The following is a 23,141-nucleotide window of genomic DNA, read 5'->3' on the forward strand; positions in this document are numbered from 1 at the left end:
TTCATGCATGCGTAGAACCATGCCCAGGCCGCCGCGCAGCTGCCCTCGTTGACAAAACTATCGCTCCCGCCTCAAGATCTCGCTTGATCTTTGGCAACTAGGGCAGTGTCGAGCCTGAGAGTTAGTTTCCGAGCCATCACTTCTTCGCCCTTCGCGCTCACCGCGAGCCTTAAACAGCCGCCGCCCGCGGCTTCGGTGAGCGCGAAGGGCGAAGCCATGCGATAGCCTGAACTCCATGGCCTCTCATATCTACGTTCGCTATCTCAACGGCCCGCTCCTGTGGCTGGGAATTATCGTCGGTCTTGCCGTCGTGGCCGCTGTGGTTCCCACGATGATTGACTCCACGTGGGCAGCCACCCTTTTTGGTGCCTTGGTCATCGCTACAACCGTGGCCTGCATCATGATGCGAGTGAAAATCGTCGTGAGTGACGACGACGTTGTGGTTTCCATCCTGGGTATCTTCACGAAGAGGATTGCACTCAGCGATATCACCGGTGCCAGCGTCGGGCCTGAGACTGGGCTCAAGGAAGGCGCAGGCCCGCGTGTTGTCGATGGGTCTCCGGCCTATATCGTTTCTGGGCCGACTGTGCGCATCGAGCAGGGCCGAAGCTCTCTCATCGCTTCGGCGAAGAATCCGGAAGAAGTGGTTGCGGATATTAAGGCGCGCTTGCGTTAGTTCCATATCCCCAGACCTCGAACCCGAAACCTCCAAGTGAGTGGCTTGGTGCCGTCAAGCGCTGGGTGACGCCCACCTGCAGGTTGCGGGTTTCAGGTCTGGGGGAATGCAGAATGGCAGAGTGCGAAAGGCTTTCCCGCACTCGCGGCATCATTAAAATTGCGGGCCGCGGTGCGGCCTGATGGGAGAGAGGTTTGGGCATGAAAAAGTGCCCCTGACAGGGATCGAACCTGCGACCTTCGGTACCGGAAACCGATGCTCTAATCCGCTGAGCTACAAGGGCATTGCTGGCGAAATGCCAACGATGCGATTCTAGCCTATAAAGACTGAAGCGCAGTAATTGGCCTCACGCCGATGGGGGTGTGGCGGGAGGAAGGGGCGGCTAGGTAAGTCGCCCCTTCATTGTTTCGCAGCCTGTGTTACTGGGCGGGCTGCTCCTGTGCCTGGGGCTGGTCAAAGAAGCCCGGCGCATCCGCGGTGTGGACCTCACCGGTGCGCAGGTAATCAACCACGATCTGGTCGACGGCCTTGTTGCCCATCGCGAAGTGGCCGTGACCCGGGCCGTGGACGGTCACCACGCGGGACTGCATCGGATCCGAGAGACCGCGGTAGAAAGCGTACGGGGTCTGCGGGTCACCGGTGGCCTGCAGCTGCAGCGGCTTGGTCTGCAGGTTCTGGCCGGAGACGGCAATCGGGGTGTTGACCGGTGCGCGGCCACCGCAACCCGCGCCGGAGGCGTACATCGAGTTGAACAGAGTGAAGGGGTCAATCGTGACGAAGTTCGACCAGAGGAACGCCGGAATGAGGGTGGGATCCGTCGGCGCGGTGTTCTCATTGCACATGATGATGTTCTGCATGCTCACGGCATTGAGAACGTCCTGCTGAGCCTGCTGCGGATCCTGCTGAGGCTGCTGTGCTGCCTGCTCCTCAAAGTTGATTGGCTCGATGCCGCCGATGTGCTTAGCCAGCGTGTCCCAGGCCTCTGGGCGGGGGAGCAGCTCACGGGTCGCGGACAGCGTCGGCGAGGAGGCTTGGACAGCTTGCGGGTTGCGTACCTTGCCGGCGAGGTGCTCTGCCTGCACGCGCAGCTCACCGGTAGCAGTCATGATGTTAGCGCCTGGCTGTCCGGCGAATTCCAGCCCCGGCGGGAGGTCACCAATCTGGGCGTTTGGTGGAAGCACAGTCGGGCGCACGCCTGCCTCGGCGGCAACAATCTGGGACCAGCGCTCGTAGGCCTTCAGCGGGGTCTTTCCGGCGTGGTAGGTGGCGTCATTCTTGGACACGTACGCGAAGAAGTCATGCAGCGCATTCTCGTAGCCTGCCTGCTGGGAAGCGAAGATCTGGTTCCATGCCATCTTCGGATTCATACCGGAATCCAGCACGACCTTGTCGGTGTGCTGTGGGTAGAGCGTGGCGTAGGTGGAGCCCAGGAAGGTGCCGTAGGAGAGACCGGCGATGTTGATTTTCTCCTCGCCGAGTGCCTGGCGGACAACCTCCCAGTCCTTTGCGGTGTTTTCCGTCGTCAGGGAGTCCGTGTAGCCGGGGGTGTTCTTCTCGCAGTCATTGCGGGTAATCGCGCCGATCTGCGTGATCTCCGCAAGGGGATTGGCGCCCAGCTCACTGGCCGTGCAGTTCACCTCTCCCGACTCGCGCAGGCCACGCGGCTGCACACCGATGATGTCGTAGCTCTGTTTGACTTCCTCCGGCCACGCGGCGAAGCTCACCCAGCTATACGCGTCACCGCCCGGGCCACCCGGGTTGGTAAACAGGGTGCCCTGTCGGTTTCCGGTGGCCTTGAGGCGGATGAGGCCGACGTCGATGGTGCCTTTCTCCGGGGCATCGTGATAGGTCGGAACGGTCACGTGCCCGCATTCAGCGCGCTCTTCGGTGACCCCTTCCGGGCACGGGCCCCAGTTGATGGTGGGTTGGTCGGCGTGAGCAACAGCGGGCGCGGCAACCAGGCCGGCAGCAACAGCTACGGGCCCCAGCACCGAGCCTAAAACGCGAGAAAGACGCATAGAATAAGGCTCCTGAAATCGTTAATTAGTACGTGCCTTATCCTATGCGCCGGGGGTGATGTGAGCCGAGTGTTCGGAAGGGGCGGGTGCCCCCGAACGTCACATTACTTAACAATCACCACAATGAGATCGCGAGGGCCGTGGACACCCTCCACGCGGGAGAGCTCAATATCCGAGGTTGCGGACGGACCAGAGATCCACGTCGCCGGGCGCTCCGGGTTCATGCGGGAGACCATCTCCGGGACGCCGTAGACAATCTGGTCCTTACGCACGATGCACACGTGACGGTCCGGCACCAAGGTCAGCGCGCGACGGCCACAGGTTTCATTGGACTCGAGCACGATGGTGCCGGTCTGCGCGGAGGTGACGTGGGATTCGGTCACCACGGCGTCGACAGCGTCGAGCTCACGCGGGTCCTTGGCGTTGTCATCCGGGGTAGAGGTGCCCTCGAAGCCGTCGAGAAGCCCGGCATCCATGCCGGGTGCATAGACGACGTTCGAGCAACCGCGCTCTTTAAGGATGTCCACGAGGGTGGAGTTCAGCCCGGACTCATCGGTGACGTGTACATCAGCCTTGTAGTCCTCGAGGCGGTCCACCAGCATCTCGCGCAGCTCATCTTCGTTGAGCGTGCCTTCCTTCTGGTACTCGCGCGGGATGTCTACGTGGTCCGGCAGGCCGGCCTGCTTCTGGGCGGCTGAAATACGGTTGAGGATTTCCTCTTTGGCGGTGGTCACTTGATGCCCTCCTTCTTGGCTTGGGCGAGGAGTTCTTGAGCTTCGTCAGTGTTGAACCATTGGCGGAAGGACTTCTTCGGCGGAACGGCAGTATCGCGTACCTCGGACCAACCAGACATGAACAGCGGCAGCTTGTCGATGACTCCGTTGAAACCACCGAGGACACGGCCGAGTGCCACCATGTGGGTGATCTGGTTCCAGATCTTCGGGTTCTTCCACACCAGCTCCACGACCTGGAAGAGCTTCTCCTCGACCGGCGGGGTGGCGTGGGTGACCTTCTGGTAGCGGTTTTCCAGAATGACCTGGGAGAGCGGGATGCGCACCGGGCACACCTCGTCGCAGCGGCCGCACAGGGAGCAGGCATAGGGCAAGCTTGCCGACGGATCGTTGTGGTCCTTCATGCCAGTCAGCTGCGGCGTCAGGGAGATGCCGATCGGGCCTGGGTAGACCGAGCCATAGGCGTGGCCGCCGGCGCGCTCGTAGACCGGGCAGACGTTCAGGCAAGCAGAGCAACGGATGCATTTGAGCGCCTCGTGGCCGACGGGGGAAGACAGAGCAGCGGTGCGGCCGTTATCCAGCAGCACGATGTGGAAGTTCTGCGGGCCGTCGCCCTCGGTAACACCCGACCACATGGAGGTGTACGGGTTCATGCGCTCCGCGGTGGAGGAGCGCGGCAGCAGCTGCAGGAAGACCTCGAGGTCCTGGAAGGTCGGGACAAGCTTCTCAATACCCATCACGGTAATGAGGGTCTCCGGCAGGGTCAGGCACATGCGGCCATTGCCCTCGGACTCCACGATGTTGATGGTGCCGGTTTCTGCCACACCGAAGTTAGCGCCGGAGATGGCGACCTTGGCCTTCATGAACTGCTCGCGCAGGAACTGGCGGGATGCCTCAGCCAGTTCCGCCGGCTCGGCCTTGAGGGAGTCATCGGTATTCGGCATCTTGTTGACAAAGATGTCGCGAATCTCCGCGCGGTTGCGGTGGATAGCCGGGACCAGAATGTGGGAAGGCTTGTCCTCACCCAGCTGGACGATGAGCTCCGCCAGGTCAGTTTCCTGGGCGTGGATGCCGGCCTCTTCCAGGTGCTCGTTGAGCGCGATTTCCTGGGTGGCCATGGACTTGATCTTGACCACCTCGGTCTCACCGGTCTCGCGGATAAGACCCTCGATGATCTCGTTGGCTTCCTTGGCGTCGCGTGCCCAGTGGACGATGCCTCCGCGCTTGGTCACCTGCTCTTCGAATTGGAGCAGCAGTTCGCCCATGCGCACGGCGACGTCATCCTTGAGTGCCGAGCCGGCGTCGCGAAGCTGCTCCCAGTCCGGTGTTTCATCCACGGCGTGCTGGCGCTTGTCACGAATCGTGGTGGTGGCGTGGTGCAGGTTGCGGCGCTGGGTGGCGTTGTTGAGGCCCACGTGAGCCAGCGGCACGAAGGCCTTCGAGCCGCGCAGGTTGCCGTAGCCTTCAGGAGCGCGCGGAGGAGTGGTGTCGAGGAAGGAAGTCATTAGAGCATCTTCTCCTTGGAGTAGGCCGCAGAGGTAGGAGTCCACGGGTGTTCCTTGGTGGAGGCGAGGATTTCCGCCAAGTGGATAGCGCGAACACCGGAGCGCTGGCGGGCCAGGGCACCACCGATGTTCATCAGGCAGGAGGAGTCACCGCCGGTGACGTATTCGGCCTCGGTTTCGCGGATGTGGCGGGTTTTGTCACCCACCATCGCGGCAGAAACCTCGGCGTTCTTGAGCGCGAAGGTGCCGCCGAAGCCACAGCACTCTTCAGCATTAGGCAGCGGGGCGAGGTCGATTCCTTCGACCTCCTTAAGAAGCTGGTAGGGGCGGTCACCCAGTTTGAGGAAACGTAGGCCGTGGCAGGAGGGGTGGTAGGTCACGCGGTGAGGGAAGAAGGCGCCGACGTTGGTGACACCGGCGACGTCGACAAGAAACTCCGGCAAGTCCAGGGTCTTGCCGGCTGCCTTCTTGGCGCCGTCCACATCAGCGGAGGTGCCGAAGCGGTCCGCGATCATCTCGTGCTGCTCGCGCACGGCGCCCACGCAGGAGCCGGAGGCAGAAACCACGTAATCAATGGAGGGATCCGCGAAGGCGTCCGCATAGGTGCGGATCATGCCCAAGGTCTGCTCCTGGTAGCCGGTGTTGATGTGCATCTGGCCGCAACAAGTCTGTTCCTCGGGGAAGACGACGTCGTAGCCCAGGCGGGAGAGGATCAGGGCCGTGGCCTTGTGGGCATCGGGGAAAAGTGAGTCACCGATGCAGGTGGAAAACAATGCTACTCGCATTTGTGAGCGCTCCTTAATCTGCCTCCATGTGGCTTGTCCCGTGCTGTGCACAGCGGAGTTGTGCTCGGATGCGCGCTACCAGGACAGCCGCACTGGGCATTTTTCGAGTGTGTACCTTTGAGCCTACCGCCCAAAACTCACATTATCGACACGGGATTACCCCTCCTACCTGGCTTTTTATCGCAACACTAATGTTGTGAAATTCCTAACGTGCGGTGATGGTCGCAGCGGTCGCGGCCGATATGAGGCAACCCCCAGACTGGGCGATGAAGACGCCCGAATCTGGGGGTAGTTAGTGGTGTAGAACTTTATGGCTAAACCCTTTTAGGGGACCAAGAAGCCCAGCACGTTGGTCATGAGGAAGACGATGACGCACACGACGGCGAGGAAGGCGACGGAGTAGCCCACGACCGCCTTGAAGATGCGGGATTCCTCGCCCTCCATCTGCACGGCGGTGGCGGCGATGGCCAGTGACTGCGGGGAGATCATCTTGCCCACAACGCCACCGGAGGTATTGGCGGCCAGCATGAGGTCCGGATTGACGCCGATGCGCTCGGCGGCGGTGACCTGCAGGTTGGCAAAGAGTGCGTTGGCGGAGGTATCCGAGCCGGTGACGGCGGTGCCGATCCAGCCCAGGACGGGGGAGAAGAGCGCGAAGATGCCGCCGACAGAAGCCACGAACTGGCCGATGGAGATGGTTTGGCCGGAGTAGTTCATGGTGTAGGCCAGTGCGAGGACCAGGATGATGGTCAGCGCGGAGAACTTCATGCGGGAGACAACCTCGCCGAACTTGGTCAGCGGCGCGGAGGCGTCCAGCTTGTAGCGGCCGTTCTCGTTGAAGGTCATGTAGATAAGGGCCACGATGATGCCGGAAATCAGCAGTAGGGTTCCCGGGTTGCCCAGCACGTTGAACGTGAAGGCGGTGTCCATGGCGTGGCCTTCGGCGTCGAAGACGGTGCCGTCGAGAAGCGGCCAGGCAACGTTGACCTGGAGGAAGCCGAAGATGGCCGGCCATGCGGTGGCGATGGCGAAGACAGCGGTGACCACGGCATAGGGCAGCAGGGCCATCCAAATGCGGCTGCCGTTGAGATCCGTGACCTCCTCCTGGGCGGGCAGCTCCATGCGCTCGCGCAGGCTGTCGACACCCTTGGGCTTCCACACACGCAGGAAGATGAAGCCCGCGCCGAGGGAGACGATGCAGGCCACGACGTTGGTGAGCTGGTAGGCGAAGAAGGTAGCCGCGGCCCACTGGGCAATGGCGAAGGAGATGCCGATGACGGCCGCGGCGGGGCCGGCCTCCTTAACACCGCGCATGCCGTCAAGGATAAAGAGGATGAAGAAAGGCACGACGGCGGCAATGAGCAGGACCTGGAGGGAAATCAACGCGGCGATGTCAGCGGTCTGCTCGGCGGTGCGCCCGCCGACCGAGCCCGCGGTGGTGACTGGGATGCCCACCGCGCCGAAGGCCACGGGCGCGGTGTTGGCAATGAGCACCGTGGTGGCCGCCTTGAGCGGCTTAACACCCAAGGCCAGGATCATGGTCGCCGTAATCGCGACGGGAGCGCCGAAGCCGGCGAGGGCCTCCAGCAGGCCACCGAAGCAGAAGGCGATGAGGATGGCCTGGATGCGGATATCGCCATCGCCCAGCAAGTCAAAGGTCTTGCGCAGGTCATTGAATCGTCCGGAAGCCACGGTCACTTCGTAGAACCAGATGGCGGTGATGATCACCCAGACGATGGGGAAGAGGCCAAAGAGTCCGCCGCGCACCGCGGAGGACAGGGCCATGCCGGTGGGCATGTCCATGCCAAAGACTGCGATGAGGAGTGCCACGAGAAGCGCTACCGCACCCGAGGTATGGGCGCGGGCCTTGAGGCCCAAGAGCATGATGAAGAACGCGATGAGCGGCAGCGTGGACACCAGCGCGGTAAGCCCCACGTTGCCAGCAATGGCGTCGGTGGTGATGTTGAAGGTTGACATAAATCTCAATTCCAGTTGGCTCCCGCTGGCGTCCTCGTGGAGATCCCCAGGATGCGGCACCGCATGTTTCGGCCGAGCGAGAGGGCGAAAGATTGAATCGATTCAGATAACGCCTTTTAGGGTAGAACTTGGCGCTTCGCTGTGCTGCATTGTTCACCCGATGGGGGTGAGTGACCTTGCTAACGTCTGAGACCTGGTAGCGCCTCCAAGCGGCGGAGACGATAGACTTTGGCCCTATGAATCCTGAAGATCTTTCCGTCCTGATCAAGAACACTGCCGCCGCCGTGCTCACCGAGCATGAGCTGGACTCCTCCGTCCTGCCGGAGACCGTGAGCGTGGAGCGCCCGCGCAACCCGGAGCACGGCGATTACGCCACCAACCTGGCACTCCAGGTGGCCAAGAAGGCCGGCACCCAGCCCCGCGAGCTGGCGCAGTGGCTGGCGGATGCCCTCGCCGGCAATGACGCCATCGATGAAGCATCCATCGCGGGCCCGGGATTCCTCAACATTCGCCTCGCTGCTGCTGCCCAGGGCGCCATCGTGGCCCAAGTCCTTAGCGCCGGTGCGGACTTTGGTAGCAACTCCACCTACCAGGGCAAGAAGATCAACCTGGAGTTCGTCTCCGCGAACCCGACTGGCCCGATCCACCTGGGCGGAACCCGCTGGGCTGCCGTGGGCGATTCGCTGGGCCGCGTGCTCGAAGCCTCCGGCGCGGAGGTGACCCGCGAGTACTACTTCAACGATCACGGCGGACAGATCGACCGCTTCGCTCGCTCCCTCGTGGCTGCCGCCAAGGGCGAGCCCACCCCGGAGGACGGCTACGGCGGCGATTACATTAAGGAGATCGCGCAGGGGGTGCTGGATCAGAACCCGGCAGCTCTCGATGGCAGCGACGCCGACGTGCAGGAAGCCTTCCGCTCTGCCGGCGTGGAGATGATGTTCGCCCAGATCAAGGAGTCCCTCCACGAGTTCGGCGTGGACTTTGACGTCTACTTCCACGAGAACTCCCTCTTCGAGTCGGGCGCGGTGGAGAAGTCCATCCAGAAGCTCAAGGACAACGGCAAGCTCTACGAAGCCGAGGGCGCATGGTGGCTGAAATCCACCGAATACGGTGACGATAAGGACCGCGTGGTCATCAAGTCCGATGGCAACGCCGCCTACATCGCCGGCGATATCGCCTACGTGGCCGATAAGTTCGACCGCGGCCACGACCTGGCCATCTACATGCTGGGCGCAGACCATCACGGCTACATCGCTCGCCTGCGCGCCTCGGCCCAGGCCCTGGGCTATGACCCGGAGGCCGTCGAAGTCCTCATCGGCCAGATGGTGAACCTCGTCCGCGATGGCCAGGCGGTCAAGATGTCCAAGCGTGCCGGCACCGTCATCACCCTTGATGACCTTGTCGAGGCTATCGGCGTCGACGGCGCGCGTTACTCCCTGGTGCGCTCCTCCGTGGATTCCAGCCTGGACATCGACTTGGGCCTGTGGGCTTCCCAGTCGGCGGATAACCCGGTCTACTACGTGCAGTATGGCCACGCCCGTATTTGCTCCATCCTGCGCAAGGCAGCAGAGCTGGGCTTCGACACCGCCGCGCTTGCCGACGGCCCCCTCGACCTCCTCACCCACGAGAAGGAAGGCGACCTCATCCGCACCCTAGGCGAGTTCCCCGAGGTTGTGGCCACCGCCGCTACGCTGCGTGAACCGCACCGCATCGCGCGTTACGCCGAGGAGCTTGCCGCCGTGTTCCACCGCTTCTATGACCAGTGCCAAGTGCTGCCGAAGGCTGGTGAAGAGACCGAGCCGATTCACTCCGCACGCCTCGCCCTGGCCAGCGCCACCCGCCAGGTCATGGCCAATGCCTTGACCATGGTCGGGGTTAGCGCACCGGAGAAGATGTAAGAAAAGGTATCGATGACTGATTTCAATTCTCTTCCGGCCCACGTGTGGCCGCGCAACGCAGCGCGTGACTCCGATGGCGTGGTCTCGATTGGTGGCGTTTCCCTGACCGAGCTGGCCGAAGAATACGGCACCCCGCTCTATGTTTTCGATGAACAGGACTTCCGCTCGCGCTGCCGGGACATGGCCCAGGCCTTCGGCGGCCCTGACCACGTGCACTACGCCTCCAAGGCTTTCATCACCAAGCGCATCGTGCGCTGGGTAGACGAGGAGGGCCTGTGCCTCGACGTCGCCTCCCTCAATGAGGCCAAGCTAGCGCTCGCCGCGGACTTCCCGCCCGAGCGCATGACCGCGCATGGCAATAACAAGGAAGACGAGTACCTCGAGCTGTGCGTTAACGAGCGGATTGGCCATGTGGTGCTGGATAACGCGGAGGAGCTCTCGCGCCTCAACAGCATTGCTGCGGCCGCCGGCCGCGTGCAGCCGGTGATGATTCGCGTGAAGCCTGGCGTGGATGCCCACACGCACGAATTCATCGCCACGGCTCACGAGGACCAAAAGTTCGGCATCTCCCTGTCCACCGGCGCTGCCTTCGAGGTGGCTCGCACGGTGCTGGAATCCGCGAACCTTAAGCTCGTGGGATTGCACTGCCACGTGGGCTCCTCGGTGTTTAATGCCGATGGTTTCAAGCTGGCAGCCGAGCGCGTGCTGAGCCTGTACAAGCGCATTCACTCCGAGCTCGGCGTTGCCCTCGAGGAGTTGGACTTGGGCGGCGGCTTCGGCATTCCCTACATGGAATACGAGGAAGCCCTCGACGTCGCCACGCTGGCCAAGGACCTGCTCGACGCCGTGGAGCGCACCGCTACTGAGCTCGGCATCAAGCCGCCTTTCGTGTTGGTGGAGCCCGGCCGCACGCTGGTGGGGGCCTCCGCGGTCACCGTCTACCGCGTGGGCACGGTCAAGGATGTGGAGACCGGCAAGGCGGATCTGCCGATGCGCCGCTACCTCTCCGTGGACGGTGGCATGTCCGATAACATCCGGCCGGCGCTCTATGGCTCGGAGTACGACGTGCGCGTGGTCAACCGCCGCACCCAGGGCGAGCCCGTAGATTCGCGCATCGTGGGCTTCCACTGCGAGTCCGGCGACATTCTGGTCAACGAGCGCCGTTTCCCCTCGGATATCACTACCGGGGATCTCCTCGCTTTCGCCACCACCGGTGCCTATCAGTACATGATGGCCTCGCGCTATAACGGTGCTTTGCGCCCGGCGGTCGTCTCCGTGCGTGACGGCAAAGCCTCGCTCATGCTGCGCCGGGAAACGGTGGAGGACTTGTTGGCGTTGGACGTCGACTAGCGCGGCGTTGCCACAGCTCACCGCATTTTATTCACAAAGATATGGCCGGTCGCGCGTTGTGCCGGCCACTTCGCGTAGAAATAGACAGCTCGTTCTGTATAGTGATGGGCTAGCACGTAACAATCATTCGCAATTTCAACAAGGGGACACCATGACGATGACGAACCGTAGCAAGAAACCCGAAGGCGAACCCGTAGGAATCGCGCTGCTTGGATTTGGCACCGTGGGCGCCGAGGTTTTCCGCCTCGTGCAGGAAAACGCTAACGCTTTTGCGCACCGCATTGGCGGCCCCGTGGAGATCCGCGGCGTCGCCGTGCACAACAAGAACAAGCTGCGCCCGGGCGTGCCGGCGGAGCTACTGACCGACGACGCCAAGGCACTTGTCCTGCGCGATGATATCGACCTCGTCGTCGAGGTCATCGGCGGCATTGATTTCCCGCGCGAGCTCGTCCTCGCGGCCCTCAACGCCGGCAAGTCCGTGGTTACCGCCAACAAGGCTCTCGTGGCCGCGCATGCGGATGAGCTCGCTGAGGCCGCCGACCGCGCTGACGTCGACCTTTATTTCGAGGCCGCCGTGGCCGCTGCCATCCCGGTGGTCGGCATGCTGCGCCGTTCCCTGGCCGGCGACAAGATCCAGCGCATCTCCGGAATCGTCAACGGCACCACGAACTTCATCCTGGACGCCATGGAGTCCACTGGTGCCTCCTATGAGGACGCACTGGCTGAGGCCACCCGCCTGGGCTACGCCGAGGCCGATCCCACCGCTGACGTGGAGGGCCACGACGCTGCCTCCAAGGCCGCCATCCTGGCTTCCCTGGGCTTCTACACCCGCCTGACCTTCGACGATGTCTACTGCGAGGGTATTTCCAAGATCACCGCGGATGACATCAAGGCTGCCAACCAGGCTGGCTACTCCATCAAGCTGCTCGCCATCTGCGAGCGCCTCGTCGATGAGGAGACCGGTGCGGAATCCGTTAATGCCCGCGTGCACCCGACGCTGGTTCCGAAGGAGCACCCGCTGGCTTCGGTCAGCCAGTCCTACAACGCCATCTTCGTTGAAGCGGAGGCCGCTGGCTCTCTGATGTTCTACGGCAATGGTGCCGGCGGTAACCCCACGGCATCCGCTGTGCTGGGTGATGTCATCGGTGCGGCACGCAACATTGTCCACGGCGGCCGTGCGCCGGGGGAGAACACCTACGCCAACCTACCTATTGCGGAGTTCGGAGAAGTGGAAACTCGTTATCACGTCGACATGGAAGTTGAAGACCGCACCGGCGTGCTCTCCGCCATTTCCGGTGTCTTTGCCCGCCATGGGGTCTCCCTGCGCACCGTGCGCCAGGAAGACGGCGATGCCACCGCTCGCCTCATCGTGGTCACCCACGCGGCGAAGGAAGCGGTGCTTGAGGATATCGTCGCTGCCCTCGGCGAGCTCGATGAGGTCAAGGCTGTCCACTCCGTCATCCGCCTCGGCGTCTAAGGGTTTTAGGTACAACAATGAGTATCGATATCGAAGTAGGCACCAAGGTCACGGTTCAGGTCCCGGCCTCCTCGGCCAACCTGGGCCCGGGCTACGACACCCTCGGCATCGCGCTGAGCCTTTACGACACCGTGGAGGTCGAGGTCACCCGCTCCGGCTTGGAGGTAGAAATCTTCGGCGAGGGCGCCGAAGAGCTGCCGCGCGACGGCTCCCACCTTGTGGTCAAGGCCATCCGCTCCGCACTCAAGGCCGCCGATGTCGAAGTCACCGGCCTGCGCGTGGTGTGCACGAATAACATCCCGCAGTCCCGCGGCTTGGGCTCCTCAGCGTCTGCCGCGGTGGCCGGCGTGGCCGCGGGCAACGGCCTGGCTGGGTTCCCGCTCTCCGAGGAGCAGGTTGTGCAGTTGTCTTCGGCCTTCGAAGGCCACCCGGATAACGCCGCGGCCTCCGTGCTGGGCAATGCGGTGGTCTCCTGGACCACCGTGCCTGTCGACGGCCGCTCGCTTCCGGAGTACCGCGCCGCCACCTTAGAGGTTCACCCAAGCATCAAGGCCACGGCCTTGGTCCCGGACTTCCATGCCTCGACGCAGGCAGTGCGCCGCGTGCTGCCCTCGCACGTCACGCATGCCGACGCCGCCTTCAACGTCTCCCGCACCGCGGTGAACGTGGCGGCGCTGACCGCTTACCCGGACCTGCTGTGGGAGGGCACCCGCGACCGCCTGCACCAGCCTTATCGCGCTGATGTCCTGCCGGTGACCGCGGAGTGGGTCAACCGCCTGCGCAATCGCGGCTATGCCGCCTACCTGTCGGGCGCTGGCCCCACCGTCATGGTCCTGCACACCGAGCCCATAGAGGAAGAGATCCTCGACGATGCCCGCGAGCAGAACCTGCGCGTACTGGAGCTGGAGGTCGCCGGGCCGGTCTCCGTCGAGCGTGGTTAGGCTAGCTAGCTGGGCTTTTCCACGCTGATCCGGCACACACCGTTGCCGGACTTGGGGATAAGTTTCAGGCTCAGCCGCCCGCCGGAATCGGCCGCCGCCTGCTCCAAGTAGCCATCGTGGATGGCGCAGACGAAGGGGGAGGGCTCTACTCCGGCGGTCACAAACGGGCAGGCGTGCAGCTCCACATCGGTGCGGCCCTCCTGGTCGAATTGCTCGGCTGAGGTTACTGGGTCAAAGCCCATTTCGCGCATCATCCGATGAAGCGAACCGAGCGCCTCAGCACCATGGCTGCTGGCAGCGGTCTTCGCCCACTCGCGGCCAAGCTCCCGCGCCTGCTCTGAGGCATAATCATTGAGCTGCTCCTTAGCCGCCAGGGCTTTAATCAACACACTGATCAGCGTGACGTACTCCTCCGCGACCGAACGGTTGTCCGGCACCCGCACTTGGAAGATCAGGGAGGGGCGCCCGCGCCCCTGCGCTGGGGCGGTGACTACTCGCACCGCGCCAGCGTTGACGAGTTCATCCAGATGCCCGCGCGCGGTGTTAACGTGCATGCCCATTTTCTTAGCAACTTCTGCGGCCCGTGCTCCTTGCGGGAACTTCTGCAAAACCGAGAGGACTTCGCGCTGCTTGGGGGAGAGCTTCATCGTGTCGGGAAAGAGCTCGGTCGATGAGCGAGGACTTTGTGTAGAAAATGTGGACATGGACTGTAGCTCCTTGATTAACGCTACGAGGATCCTACATCCAGACCGCTGTTTTTCTACTATTGCGGTCAGTACATATACCGAGATCTCCCTCACGACATGGGTAAATACACTGGATTAAGTACGGGTGTAGACCGTGAGGGCGCTGGCGTCGAGGGCCACGGGCACCACCTGGCCGGGAGCGTTTCTACGCGCTGGCTGGCCCACCGTGACCCGTTGGCCGTCAATATCAACGAGGGTAGTGCTTCCCAAATCAGCCACAATGGTGGCACTCAAACTGGTGGCGCCCTGCGCGCCAATGGGGTCGAAGCACAGCGCGGTTTGAGGGAAGGCCGCCCAGTGTTCGCCGTTGCGGTCTGGAGCAAACGTGTCTCCTCTGAAGGAACCGCGCAGTACATTAACGCCCGCTAGTTCTGCCATGAAGCGGGTGGTAGGTTGCTCCAGTAGTCGGTCTGCAGGGCCCTGGGAGACAATGTCGCCAGCTTCCATTACAGCGATATCGTCTGCCAGAGTTTCGAGGTCCACACGGCTGTGGGTGACAATGACCGTGGTGCGATCAGCGGCTGAGATACGCAGAAGGTGGCGCCACCGGGCGGCGGATTCGACGTCCATAGCGGCAAAGGGCTCGTCCACAATCAATACCTCTGGACGAGCGGCAAGCGCGCGCAGGAGGGCGACCTGCGCGGCTTGCCCGCCGGAAAGCTCGGAGACATGCCCGAGCTTCTGCAATCCGGCTGCGCTCAGAAGCTCCTGGGTGCGTCGTGTGTCCTTGGTCACCATGGTCAACGCTTGAGCCACGGTGGCAGTGGGTGGTAGCCCGGGGTCTTGGGAGAGCATGACCACGCGCTCGGCGTTAGTCTGGGCTCCTTGCAAGCGCCCGCTAATAAAGCGCATCAGCGTGGTCTTGCCGGCGCCGTTGGGGCCAACCACCGCGGTTACGCGCCCGCCACGGAAAGTTGTGGTGGTGTTGTCGACCGTTACGGAAAGCTCGTGGGGTGGCGCCAGCGGGGCAGTCGCCGCGCGGAGTGCATCTGGGTCCATCGGTTTCAAAGCGCGTACAGCCTGCTCGCGGCGGCGCCGCAGTAGCAGAGGCATTCCGGCTGCGGTGAGGGTGAGGATGGCTATCCCGATTAACACGGCCGACAGAGCATAGGCATTGTCCGCGCTGACCTCACGCTCAAGATAGATACCGCTCGGCATGGTTCGGGTAGAACCGGGCAGGGAACCGGCGAAGGTGATCGTCGTTCCGAATTCGCCCAGTGAGCGTGCGAAAGCGAGCGCTCCGCCCGTGAACACGGCAGGAAGGATAGTCGGGAGGATGATGCGCCAAAGGATGGTCCCTGCGCTCAGGCCGATGCCCCGCGCGCTAGCCACGACCTCAGGATCGAGCTGCCGCAGTGCGGAGTCCACCGCCACAACTACGAAGGGGAGGGTGACAAATAGATGAGCGGCCACGACGCCGGGGAAGGCAAAAGATATGTGCAGCCCTGCTTGCTCCAATGCTGGGCCAAGCAGACCGCGGCGCCCGAGCAGCGCGGTAAGGGCCAAGCCGCCAACCACGGGAGGCATGGCCAAAGGGAGGTAGACCACCAGCCGCACAAGGTGAGACACGCGGCGTAGCTGCTGGAGCCACAGAGCCAGACAGGTGCCCAGCAACGTGGACAACAAGGTAGACAACGCCGCCGCGGAAAGGCTGACGCGGAGAAGGTCATGGGTCGCCGGAGCGCTCAGCGTGTCGGCGAGCTTCGGCCAGGGCACTCGTACCCCGAGGGCGAGCACCGGGGCAAGGATGTAGACCGCAGCGAGCACGCCGGCGGCGATGACCGGCCGCGTTGTCCGCGGGCGCTGTTCGCGCAATATCACTCGTGACACTTAGTCCACCGGGGTAAATCCGAATTTTTCCCAGGTGCTGTCAAAATCCGAATCGAGGAGGTTGAGGACATCCTGGGTTTCATCGTGTCGGGGCGAATCAGACACGACCGCGCCCATGATCTCGTTACGGAAGTCTTCCGCGCGGTCAAGCGGAATGGCCTCGACATCCTCGCTACCGGCAGCATCGGTGGAATAGACCCACCCGGCGTCCGCCTCGCCGGAGGCGACCTTACCTAGGACGTCAGCTACCTGGCCTTCAAGGGAGGAGGCCTGCAGATCCCAGTTGTTGGCCTCCATGATGCGCGTGGAAATCGCACCGCAGGGCACGCTCGGATCGCAGAGGACCAAGCGCGCGGAGGAATCCAAGTCCGCCGCGGAGCGCAGTCCTAAGGGATTGCCTTTCGGCACGACCATGACCATAACGTTGCTAGCGAGGGCTACAGGAGTGTCCACGCTGCCTTGCGCAGTCGCATTCTCCATGGTCTCGCGAGAGGCAGTAAGGAGCAGATCTGCGGGCGCTCCTTCATTGATCTGCTGAACGAGCGCGGAAGAGCCGCCATTGTTGAAGGCCAGCGGAGTTTCAGAAGCACTGGAGAGGTCGTCGTTGAGCACGCGCGTGGAGGACGCTGCAAAGACCTGCAACGGCTCGTCGGAGCTCGAGGTGCAGCCGGCCACTGTCAGCGCGGCGGCGAGAACAGAGACAGCAATTTTCAAGCGGCGCATGGTCAGTTACGTTACGGCATCTTTACGCGGTCCGCGTGAATTTAATATGGACTTCCTTTGGTTCCTTCTTGAGGTATTCACGGTCGAAGGATTCTTCGCGCTGGTCCACTTCGTTGAGCAGCGGAAGCGGGTCGTGGGGAGCAATGAGAATCATGGATTCGCCCACGTTGAGGGTGCCCAGCGCTCCGTGGATGGCGCCGTGGCGCACCGCGTGGGGAATTTCGGAGGCGTTGAGGGTGGGGATGGAGGGGCCTTGGGAGGCGTCAATAAGCGGCAAGTTCATGGGATTTTCCCTTTCGAGTTCTAGGGCGGCGGGCGTTGCTGCCCGTGCAACTAATTTACTACGATTATATCCGTGCAAATAAGAATGTCAGATATGTCTCTGCGTGATGTCTCCATGGCTGCTCGTCGGCGCTGGCACACCATTGCTTTTAGCCTGGTCGCCGTATGGTTCGCAGTGGGCGTGGGAATCGCAGTGGCGAATTTTTGGGGAGCGCCCGTGGTGTGGTGGGACCTTATCCACCCATTTACCCTCGGCGCGCTGACTACAGCCATCCTCGTGTTCAGTACTCACTTCACGGAGGCACTCACTCGCACCCCGGCTGTCGGTTTTCGCGGGGTCGGCGCGCGGGTCGGGCTGGTTCAGGTGGGGCTGGTTCTTCTACTCGTTGATCGCGCAGGCTACGACTGGGGCGTGCTCTCGGATATCGGCTCCGCTCTCGTCATCGCTGCCGTTGCGTGGCACCTGTGGGCGCTGTGGGGCAAGCTCCGGGGGTCATTGTCTGGTTCCTTCGCCGTCACCGTGCCTTTTTATCTGGCGGCGGCCTGCTTCATGATCTTCTCAGTAGTCCTGGTGATTCTGGCTGCGCACGGGGTGGGAAACTACTCGTTATTGGTAGCAGCGCACTCACGCGGGATGGTGTGGGGGTTTGCCTTGCTGACCATCCTGGGCACGGTCATTACACTGCTGCCCACGTTGACCCGAACCCCCATTTCAGCGGTTGCCCGGGCGCGGTGCAGCCGGGCTTTGACCGTGCATTGCGTGGGCCTAGCGGCGGCCATGCTTGCCGACGCCTCCGGGCTCACCCGCGCCGCCGGCATGGCACAGCTGCTCACCGTGCTTGCTGCCGTGCTCATTATCCAGCCGCTGCTGGCCGGCGCGCTTGGCGGCGAGAAGACCACGGCAAGCGTGTCCGCGATGGCGGGCCTGGTATGGATGGTGGCTCTCTGCGCCGGTGACGCCGCGGCCACCATCACAGGGGCCTACCCACGTGCAGTCACGTTGCTACTCATGCCAGCGTTCGTCGGTGCCGGCCTGCTGCAGCTGGTGACCGGGGTGCTTCACCACATGCTGCCCATCCTGGCCGGGGCAGTCCGTCCCGCGCGTGGACACCTTCCGGGGTTGTTGCGCGTGGCGCTTATCAACCTCGGCGGTGCGCTCAGCCTCCTCGGCATTGTCAGTGCGTCCGTGGCCGGGCTTATCATGATGGGGCTTGGCCTCATCGCCAATATTGTGGCCCTAGTGTGGGCCCTCGCATCATCCCAAGGAGAAGTTCATGTCAAGCGCGCCCGTTAAACAGGAGCATTCTGAGAAGCAATGGGCATCCTGGCTCATTATCATCGTGGCGCTTCTCGCCGTCATTGGGCTGGCGGTGTTCAACTCGGCCACGGGCAGGCAAGACCCAGCTACGGTGGCATCCGCCGACGCCGTGACTGTTGACGTCTCCGTGGACGGCATGGCCTTTGTCCCGTCCTCCATTGACGTGGCCGCGGGCAGTCACCTCGTAGTGAACTTCACCAACACCGGCGACCAGGTACATGACCTGAAGATCGGACGCGAGGAGACCGGACGGGTAGAACCGGGCGAGACCGTGCAGCTGGATGCCGGGGTCATCGAGGAGTCCATCGAAGGATATTGCACGATCGCCGGCCACAAGATGCAGGGCATGACGTTCATGGTCAACGCCGATGACTCCGCTTCGAGTGGGCATGATCATGCGGGGGCGTCGGAAAGCACGGGCTCTGCTGGTGCCCCGGCGAAGGTGCCCTCGGCTGCCGAGCGCATGGCAGCTCGCGAAGGATTTGAGGCTTTTGATGCTTCCCTTGCCCCTGCCAAAGGTGACCTTCATGAGGAAACGTGGGTGATGACGGAGGAGGAGATGGAAGTTGCCCCGGGAGTGCGCCAAACCCGGTGGCTTTTCAACGGGCAGGCGCCCGGTCCAACCCTGCGCGGCAAGGTGGGGGATACGTTCCGCATCACCATCAAGAATGAGGGCTCGATGGGGCACTCGGTGGACTTTCACGCTGGGGAGGTCAACCCGGATGAGAACATGAAGACCATCCAGCCGGGCGAATCGCTGACCTATGAATTCGTGGCTCACAGGGCGGGTATCTGGATGTATCACTGCTCGACCATGCCGATGAGTCTGCACATTGCCAACGGCATGGCAGGAGCGGTGATCATCGATCCGCGCGGCGAGGATGCCCTCGCAGACGTCGATGCGGAGTACGTCATGACGGCAAACGAGATTTTTCTGGCCTCCGCGGGCAAAGAAGCAGAGGGTGCGGATGCGCAGCGAGTCAGCGACGGCGATTATGACCTCACCGCCTTCAACTACTATCCCAACCAATATGACGAGGGCTTAGCCCCGCTGCGCGCCAAGGTGGGCGATACCGTGCGCATTTGGCTGGTCAACCTCGGCCCGGATCTGCCATTGAGCTTCCATGTCGTGGGCGAGCAATTCGACACCGTGTATAAGGAAGGCGCCTACCTAATTAAGGGCGCGAAGGATTCCGGTTCCCAGGCGCTGGACCTCTTGCCGGCCCAGGGTGGATTTGTGGAGATGACCTTCAACGAGCCGGGGACCTATTCCTTTGTTAATCACCTGATGACGAATGCGGAGAAGGGCCAGCACGGCCAATTCATCGTTGAGTAGCAAGTCGCTCGCGCCGCGCTCGTAGCTCGTCCAAGGTGTCGATATCGCGCACTGCGGGCGTTGCCTCGACCTCGGCGATGGTGCCCGCGAGCCTCAGTAAGTGCATGGCCGGCTTGTTGCGTGGATCTCTGAGCTCCTCCAGCGCGCGGGTGAGGGCCTCGGTGCGCCACAGCGCGCACAGCGGCTGCGGGAGCCCATCGAGTGTGGCCACTGCGACATCAGCACCGGAGCTTTCTAATGCCTGTTCGAGGGCAGGCAGCATCTGTGGGGAATCTGGGGCATCGACGGCCAAGATGGCGGTCGTGGACTTTGCGGCACCAGCCAGCGCGGCGTGGCCCGCGGCGATTCCCGCGGCTGGCCCGCCGAAAAGGGGCTTTTCACATACTTGGGGCATGCCCAAGTGGTAGGGCGAGACAACCGCCACCGGCGCATCATAAGGCAATTGGCGCAGGAGGCGGTCGATGAGGCGCTCACCGGCGAGGATGATACTTGCCTTGTCCACACCACCCATGCGTGTGCCGCGCCCACCCGCCAAAATAATGACACCTGACATTGTTCACTATCCTTCCTCACCCGGCAGGTCGCGGGACCAATCACCCGAGCGGCCGCCGGACTTCGCTGTGATGCCGCAGCGCCGGATATAAGCGGAGCGGTCCACGCCTTTCACCATGTCGATGAGAGCTAGCGCCGCAACGTTCACCGCGGTCAGCGCCTCCATTTCCACGCCGGTGCGGTCGGCGGTGTGAACGGTGGCTTCGATGAAGACGTGGTCTTCGCGCAGCTCGATGTCGACCGCGCACCCGTGCACGCCGATGGTGTGGGCAAGCGGTAGGAGATCCGGGACCTTCTTGGCGGCCGCAATACCGGCCACTCGAGCAACCGCAAGCACGTCGCCCTTCGGCACGGTTCCTTCCTGCAGCGCGGTGAGGACCTCCGGCGAGCAGGCCACCTCGCCTTGGGCGGTGGCGGAACGCACGGTGGGCTTCTTATCGGTGACGTCCACCATGTAGGCGGAGCCGGCCTCATTAAGGTGAGTGAACTTCATGGCTACAGCGGGTCCTTTCCTTGGGTGGACCTAGCCTATCTGACGAAGAGTGGGCCGATCCGGCGTTTAGAGGCGCGATCTTTGGCAACAACGGAGGGGTGGGGGATGTGGTGAAGCACCGTGAAGCTAGTAGGGGTAGACGGTAAGTTGCTCCCCTGTGGTGACGGGGCTCGTCAGCAGCGCGAAACCTTGCGTGCCGGGCAGTGCTGCAACGTGGTGGCTGCGCATGCGTGGTCCAGGCGGCGGGAAGGCGGTGATGCTTCCGTCCAGAGCAATCGAGCACGGCTGAATAAGCGGGCGGTGCGGATGCGGGAAGTCAGCCCCAGCGACGGCCGTCAGGTGCGGCCGGTCTAAAACTCCGGTGGGGCGGGGCAGCCCACGCAAGGAACGCATCAGCGGGGTGAGGTAGAGATGCGCGGAGACGAACGCCGCCACCGGGTTGCCCGGCAAACACACCACGGGAACACCGTCCCACAGCGCGTGGCCTTGCGGCGCGCCGGGGCGCTGGTTGACGTGTCCGAACCAATAAGAGCCGCGCTCCACGGCATCCTCAACGACCGCGCGAACCACGTCAAAGGCTCCTGCGGATACCCCGCCGGTGGTGACGATGAGATCGGAGTCAGCGGCAGCCGCGTCGAAGCGGCGGCGCAGCTCAACGGGTGAATCGCCACATACCGTGCGGGCGATGTCAACGGGGCCGGTAGTGCTAAGGAGTGCGTCGAGCATCGGACCATTGGAATCCGGGAGCTGGCCGTTGAGCAGCTCCTCACCCGTGGCAATGACGGTCACCCGCGGGGTGCGGTGGAGCACGGCGGTGTCGACGCCGGCGGAGAGGGCGGCGGCGATAAGGGAGGCGTCCACCAGCGTGGCGGCACCGGCTAGTTGGTGCCCGGCCTCGATGTGGGAGCCGCGCCGCCGGATGTGGTTGCGCTCGGGAAGGCGGTGCACCGTGACGGTCTCAGGCAGTGGCCCGGGGCCTGGTGGAATATCGGTGTCTTCCACGGGGATGACCAGACCATCAAAGCCCGCGGGTACTGGACCACCGGTCATGATGCGCAGCGCAGTGCCGGGCGGCAGGGTTTGGGCCGGCGCGCCGGCAGGCACATCACCCACGACAGGCAAAGTGAAGGGAACGGTGAGACTGTCTGGTGAGGAAGGCTGAGGAATGAGGAAGCCATCCATGGCCGAATTATCCTGCGGCGGGAGGGGAAGGCGGGCGACGAGGGGCTCAGCCAGCACGCGACCCTGCGATAAGGCAGCGCGTTCCGAAGGCAAGGTGCGGACCAGCGCGTGGAGGCACTCGAAGTATTCCTCGATACTTAAGTCAGTCCCGGTACTCGTCATTGCACCCAATCTAGCCACCGATGGCGGACATCGGGCGATCTGGCTGGAGGAAACCTTCATCATCCACCCCGTGGCCCGGTAATTTCCTCCACATTTCACCCGCCCACGCGGTAGCTAGCTCCGCATCGCTGGCGCCAGAGCGCATGAGGTCGCGCAGGGAGGTTTCCGAGTTGCCGAAGAGGCAATTGCGCACCGCGCCGTCTGCGGTCAGGCGCGTGCGGTCGCAGTCCCCGCAGAAGGGCCGAGTTACGGAGGCGATCACCCCGATGTGTCCTATGGGGAGGGAGCCATCGCGCGAGACCGCGGACCACAGTGCCGCCGGCGCGGAGCCGCGGGGTTTCTTAGCCGGGGTGAGCTCGAAGTCTTCGGCCAAGCGCGCCAAGATATCCTCCGCGGTGACCATCCGGGAACGCGCCCACTCCTCCCGTGGGCCCAATGGCATCTGCTCGATGAAGCGCAGTTGCGCGCCGCGTTCGAGGCAAAAGCGAGCCAAGGGAAGGATCGCAGACTCGTTGACACCCGGCATGATGACGGCGTTGATCTTGACCGGGTCCATGTCGGCGGCCAGCGCGGCGTCGATGGATGTGAGCACATCCGCTAGGCGGTCGCGCCGGGTGAGCCGGGCATAGAGCTCCGGATCGAGGGTGTCTAAGGAGATGTTGACGCGGTCGAGCCCGGCGCGCTGCAGCCCCGGCAGGCGCTTATCTAGGCCCAGCCCGTTGGTGGTGAGAGCAGTAGTGGGTGCCGTACCTTCGTCGGTCCGCAGAGCTTTGGTCGCGGCGATGATTTTCTCTAAGGAGCCGCGCAGGAGCGGCTCCCCGCCGGTGAAGCGCACCTGCTGGATGCCGAGCTTGTCTACCGCGAGGCGGATAAGACGGATGGTTTCTTCATCGCTGAGCGTGTGTTCGGTGGGCAGCCACTCATAACCTTCGGCGGGCATGCAGTAGGTGCAGCGCAGGTTGCAGCGATCCGTCAGGGAGACACGCAGGTCGCGGGCTTGGCGGCCGTAGCGATCCACGAGCGCGCGGCGGCCGTCGGGCCCTGGCGCCGGCAGGTCCGTGGGCGGAGTCCCCGCGCCCCGTACGCGCGGCAATGGCAGCGTCAGCGGGGCGGAGGTGTGTGGCGAAGGTTGGGATCGTTGGGCGGACATTGCTGGCAA

General features: G+C 63.2%; 20 protein-coding genes and 1 tRNA gene. 7 read left to right on the forward strand and 14 right to left on the reverse strand.

All coding sequences use genetic code 11. The features are described from left to right. Positions 1 to 235 precede the first annotated feature (235 nt). Entirely contained in the window at positions 236 to 676 is a 441-nt protein-coding gene (locus HMPREF2806_RS00250) for a hypothetical protein (RefSeq protein ID WP_070515550.1), read from the forward strand. A gap of 209 nt (positions 677 to 885) precedes the next feature. Here the strand turns inward: HMPREF2806_RS00250 and HMPREF2806_RS00255 are convergent. The 6 genes from HMPREF2806_RS00255 to HMPREF2806_RS00280 all read right to left on the reverse strand — a co-directional run bounded on the left by HMPREF2806_RS00255 (position 886) and on the right by HMPREF2806_RS00280 (position 7,692). Further along, a tRNA-Arg gene (locus tag HMPREF2806_RS00255) sits at positions 886 to 959 on the reverse strand. 136 nt (positions 960 to 1,095) lie between these two features. Continuing rightward, complete coding sequence (locus tag HMPREF2806_RS00260) at positions 1,096 to 2,694, reverse strand: alpha/beta fold hydrolase (RefSeq protein ID WP_070515552.1); 1,599 nt, start codon at positions 2,692 to 2,694, stop codon at positions 1,096 to 1,098. Between the two features lie 104 nt (positions 2,695 to 2,798). After that, positions 2,799 to 3,428: a LutC/YkgG family protein gene (locus HMPREF2806_RS00265; RefSeq protein WP_070515554.1), complete on the reverse strand. Its 630-nt coding sequence runs from the start codon at positions 3,426 to 3,428 to the stop codon at positions 2,799 to 2,801. Then, on the reverse strand, positions 3,425 to 4,930 hold the full coding sequence (locus tag HMPREF2806_RS00270; protein ID WP_049155104.1) for a LutB/LldF family L-lactate oxidation iron-sulfur protein: 1,506 nt from the start codon (positions 4,928 to 4,930) through the stop codon (positions 3,425 to 3,427). The genes HMPREF2806_RS00265 and HMPREF2806_RS00270 overlap by 4 nt, the downstream gene beginning before the upstream one ends. Then, positions 4,930 to 5,715 (reverse strand): (Fe-S)-binding protein, encoded by a 786-nt coding sequence (locus HMPREF2806_RS00275; RefSeq protein ID WP_070515555.1) that lies wholly within the window; start codon positions 5,713 to 5,715, stop codon positions 4,930 to 4,932. The genes HMPREF2806_RS00270 and HMPREF2806_RS00275 overlap by 1 nt, the downstream gene beginning before the upstream one ends. 324 nt (positions 5,716 to 6,039) lie before the next feature. Further along, positions 6,040 to 7,692, reverse strand: a complete 1,653-nt coding sequence (locus tag HMPREF2806_RS00280) for an L-lactate permease (RefSeq protein ID WP_070515557.1) — start codon at positions 7,690 to 7,692, stop codon at positions 6,040 to 6,042. A gap of 236 nt (positions 7,693 to 7,928) precedes the next feature. On the opposite strand from HMPREF2806_RS00280, the gene argS reads away from it, so the two are divergent. The 4 genes from argS (at position 7,929) to thrB (ending at position 13,358) form a co-directional block, all read left to right on the forward strand. Continuing rightward, complete coding sequence (gene argS / locus HMPREF2806_RS00285) at positions 7,929 to 9,590, forward strand: arginine--tRNA ligase (RefSeq protein WP_046648913.1); 1,662 nt, start codon at positions 7,929 to 7,931, stop codon at positions 9,588 to 9,590. A gap of 12 nt (positions 9,591 to 9,602) precedes the next feature. Continuing rightward, positions 9,603 to 10,940, forward strand: coding sequence for a diaminopimelate decarboxylase (gene lysA, locus HMPREF2806_RS00290; protein ID WP_070515559.1), 1,338 nt, complete (start codon positions 9,603 to 9,605; stop codon positions 10,938 to 10,940). A 151-nt stretch (positions 10,941 to 11,091) separates the two neighbouring features. Beyond that, positions 11,092 to 12,417, forward strand: coding sequence for a homoserine dehydrogenase (locus tag HMPREF2806_RS00295; RefSeq protein WP_049155096.1), 1,326 nt, complete (start codon positions 11,092 to 11,094; stop codon positions 12,415 to 12,417). A 17-nt stretch (positions 12,418 to 12,434) separates the two neighbouring features. Next, on the forward strand, positions 12,435 to 13,358 hold the full coding sequence (gene thrB / locus HMPREF2806_RS00300) for a homoserine kinase (RefSeq protein WP_070515561.1): 924 nt from the start codon (positions 12,435 to 12,437) through the stop codon (positions 13,356 to 13,358). Between the two features lie 5 nt (positions 13,359 to 13,363). Here thrB and HMPREF2806_RS00305 read toward each other — a convergent pair whose 3' ends face one another. From HMPREF2806_RS00305 to HMPREF2806_RS00320, 4 genes are all read right to left on the reverse strand, one after another. Next, a complete protein-coding gene (locus HMPREF2806_RS00305; protein ID WP_049155094.1) occupies positions 13,364 to 14,062 on the reverse strand; it encodes a helix-turn-helix transcriptional regulator in 699 nt (232 codons plus the stop codon). 117 nt (positions 14,063 to 14,179) lie between these two features. Next, positions 14,180 to 15,925 carry an ATP-binding cassette domain-containing protein gene (locus tag HMPREF2806_RS00310; RefSeq protein WP_232745216.1) on the reverse strand — a complete coding sequence of 582 codons (1,746 nt, stop codon included), beginning with the start codon at positions 15,923 to 15,925 and terminating at the stop codon, positions 14,180 to 14,182. Positions 15,926 to 15,934: 9 nt separating this feature from the next. Further along, entirely contained in the window at positions 15,935 to 16,657 is a 723-nt protein-coding gene (locus HMPREF2806_RS00315; RefSeq protein ID WP_070515565.1) for a molybdate ABC transporter substrate-binding protein, read from the reverse strand. A 22-nt stretch (positions 16,658 to 16,679) separates the two neighbouring features. Continuing rightward, complete coding sequence (locus tag HMPREF2806_RS00320; RefSeq protein ID WP_049155089.1) at positions 16,680 to 16,940, reverse strand: DUF2249 domain-containing protein; 261 nt, start codon at positions 16,938 to 16,940, stop codon at positions 16,680 to 16,682. Positions 16,941 to 17,033: 93 nt separating this feature from the next. On the opposite strand from HMPREF2806_RS00320, the gene HMPREF2806_RS00325 reads away from it, so the two are divergent. Together HMPREF2806_RS00325 and HMPREF2806_RS00330 are read left to right on the forward strand one after the other, a co-directional pair. Next, positions 17,034 to 18,233: a beta-carotene 15,15'-monooxygenase gene (locus HMPREF2806_RS00325; protein WP_070515567.1), complete on the forward strand. Its 1,200-nt coding sequence runs from the start codon at positions 17,034 to 17,036 to the stop codon at positions 18,231 to 18,233. Then, positions 18,214 to 19,593, forward strand: a complete 1,380-nt coding sequence (locus HMPREF2806_RS00330) for a multicopper oxidase domain-containing protein (RefSeq protein WP_070515569.1) — start codon at positions 18,214 to 18,216, stop codon at positions 19,591 to 19,593. Before HMPREF2806_RS00325 ends, HMPREF2806_RS00330 begins: the two co-directional genes overlap by 20 nt. Here HMPREF2806_RS00330 and HMPREF2806_RS00335 read toward each other — a convergent pair. From HMPREF2806_RS00335 to moaA, 4 genes are all read right to left on the reverse strand, one after another. Beyond that, complete coding sequence (locus HMPREF2806_RS00335; protein ID WP_049155084.1) at positions 19,580 to 20,146, reverse strand: molybdenum cofactor guanylyltransferase; 567 nt, start codon at positions 20,144 to 20,146, stop codon at positions 19,580 to 19,582. The genes HMPREF2806_RS00330 and HMPREF2806_RS00335 overlap by 14 nt on opposite strands. Positions 20,147 to 20,152: 6 nt before the next feature. Then, positions 20,153 to 20,638: a cyclic pyranopterin monophosphate synthase MoaC gene (moaC, locus tag HMPREF2806_RS00340; RefSeq protein ID WP_049155083.1), complete on the reverse strand. Its 486-nt coding sequence runs from the start codon at positions 20,636 to 20,638 to the stop codon at positions 20,153 to 20,155. Between the two features lie 126 nt (positions 20,639 to 20,764). Further along, the gene (locus HMPREF2806_RS00345) at positions 20,765 to 21,982 is read right to left on the reverse strand and encodes a molybdopterin molybdotransferase MoeA (protein WP_070515571.1); all 1,218 of its coding nucleotides are present in this window, start codon (positions 21,980 to 21,982) and stop codon (positions 20,765 to 20,767) included. 10 nt (positions 21,983 to 21,992) lie between these two features. After that, positions 21,993 to 23,132, reverse strand: a complete 1,140-nt coding sequence (moaA, locus tag HMPREF2806_RS00350; protein WP_049155079.1) for a GTP 3',8-cyclase MoaA — start codon at positions 23,130 to 23,132, stop codon at positions 21,993 to 21,995. Between the last annotated feature and the right edge of the window lie 9 nt (positions 23,133 to 23,141).

The sequence above is a fragment of the Corynebacterium sp. HMSC076G08 genome, from assembly GCF_001811515.1.
In the GTDB taxonomy this organism is placed as follows: domain Bacteria; phylum Actinomycetota; class Actinomycetes; order Mycobacteriales; family Mycobacteriaceae; genus Corynebacterium; species Corynebacterium hiratae.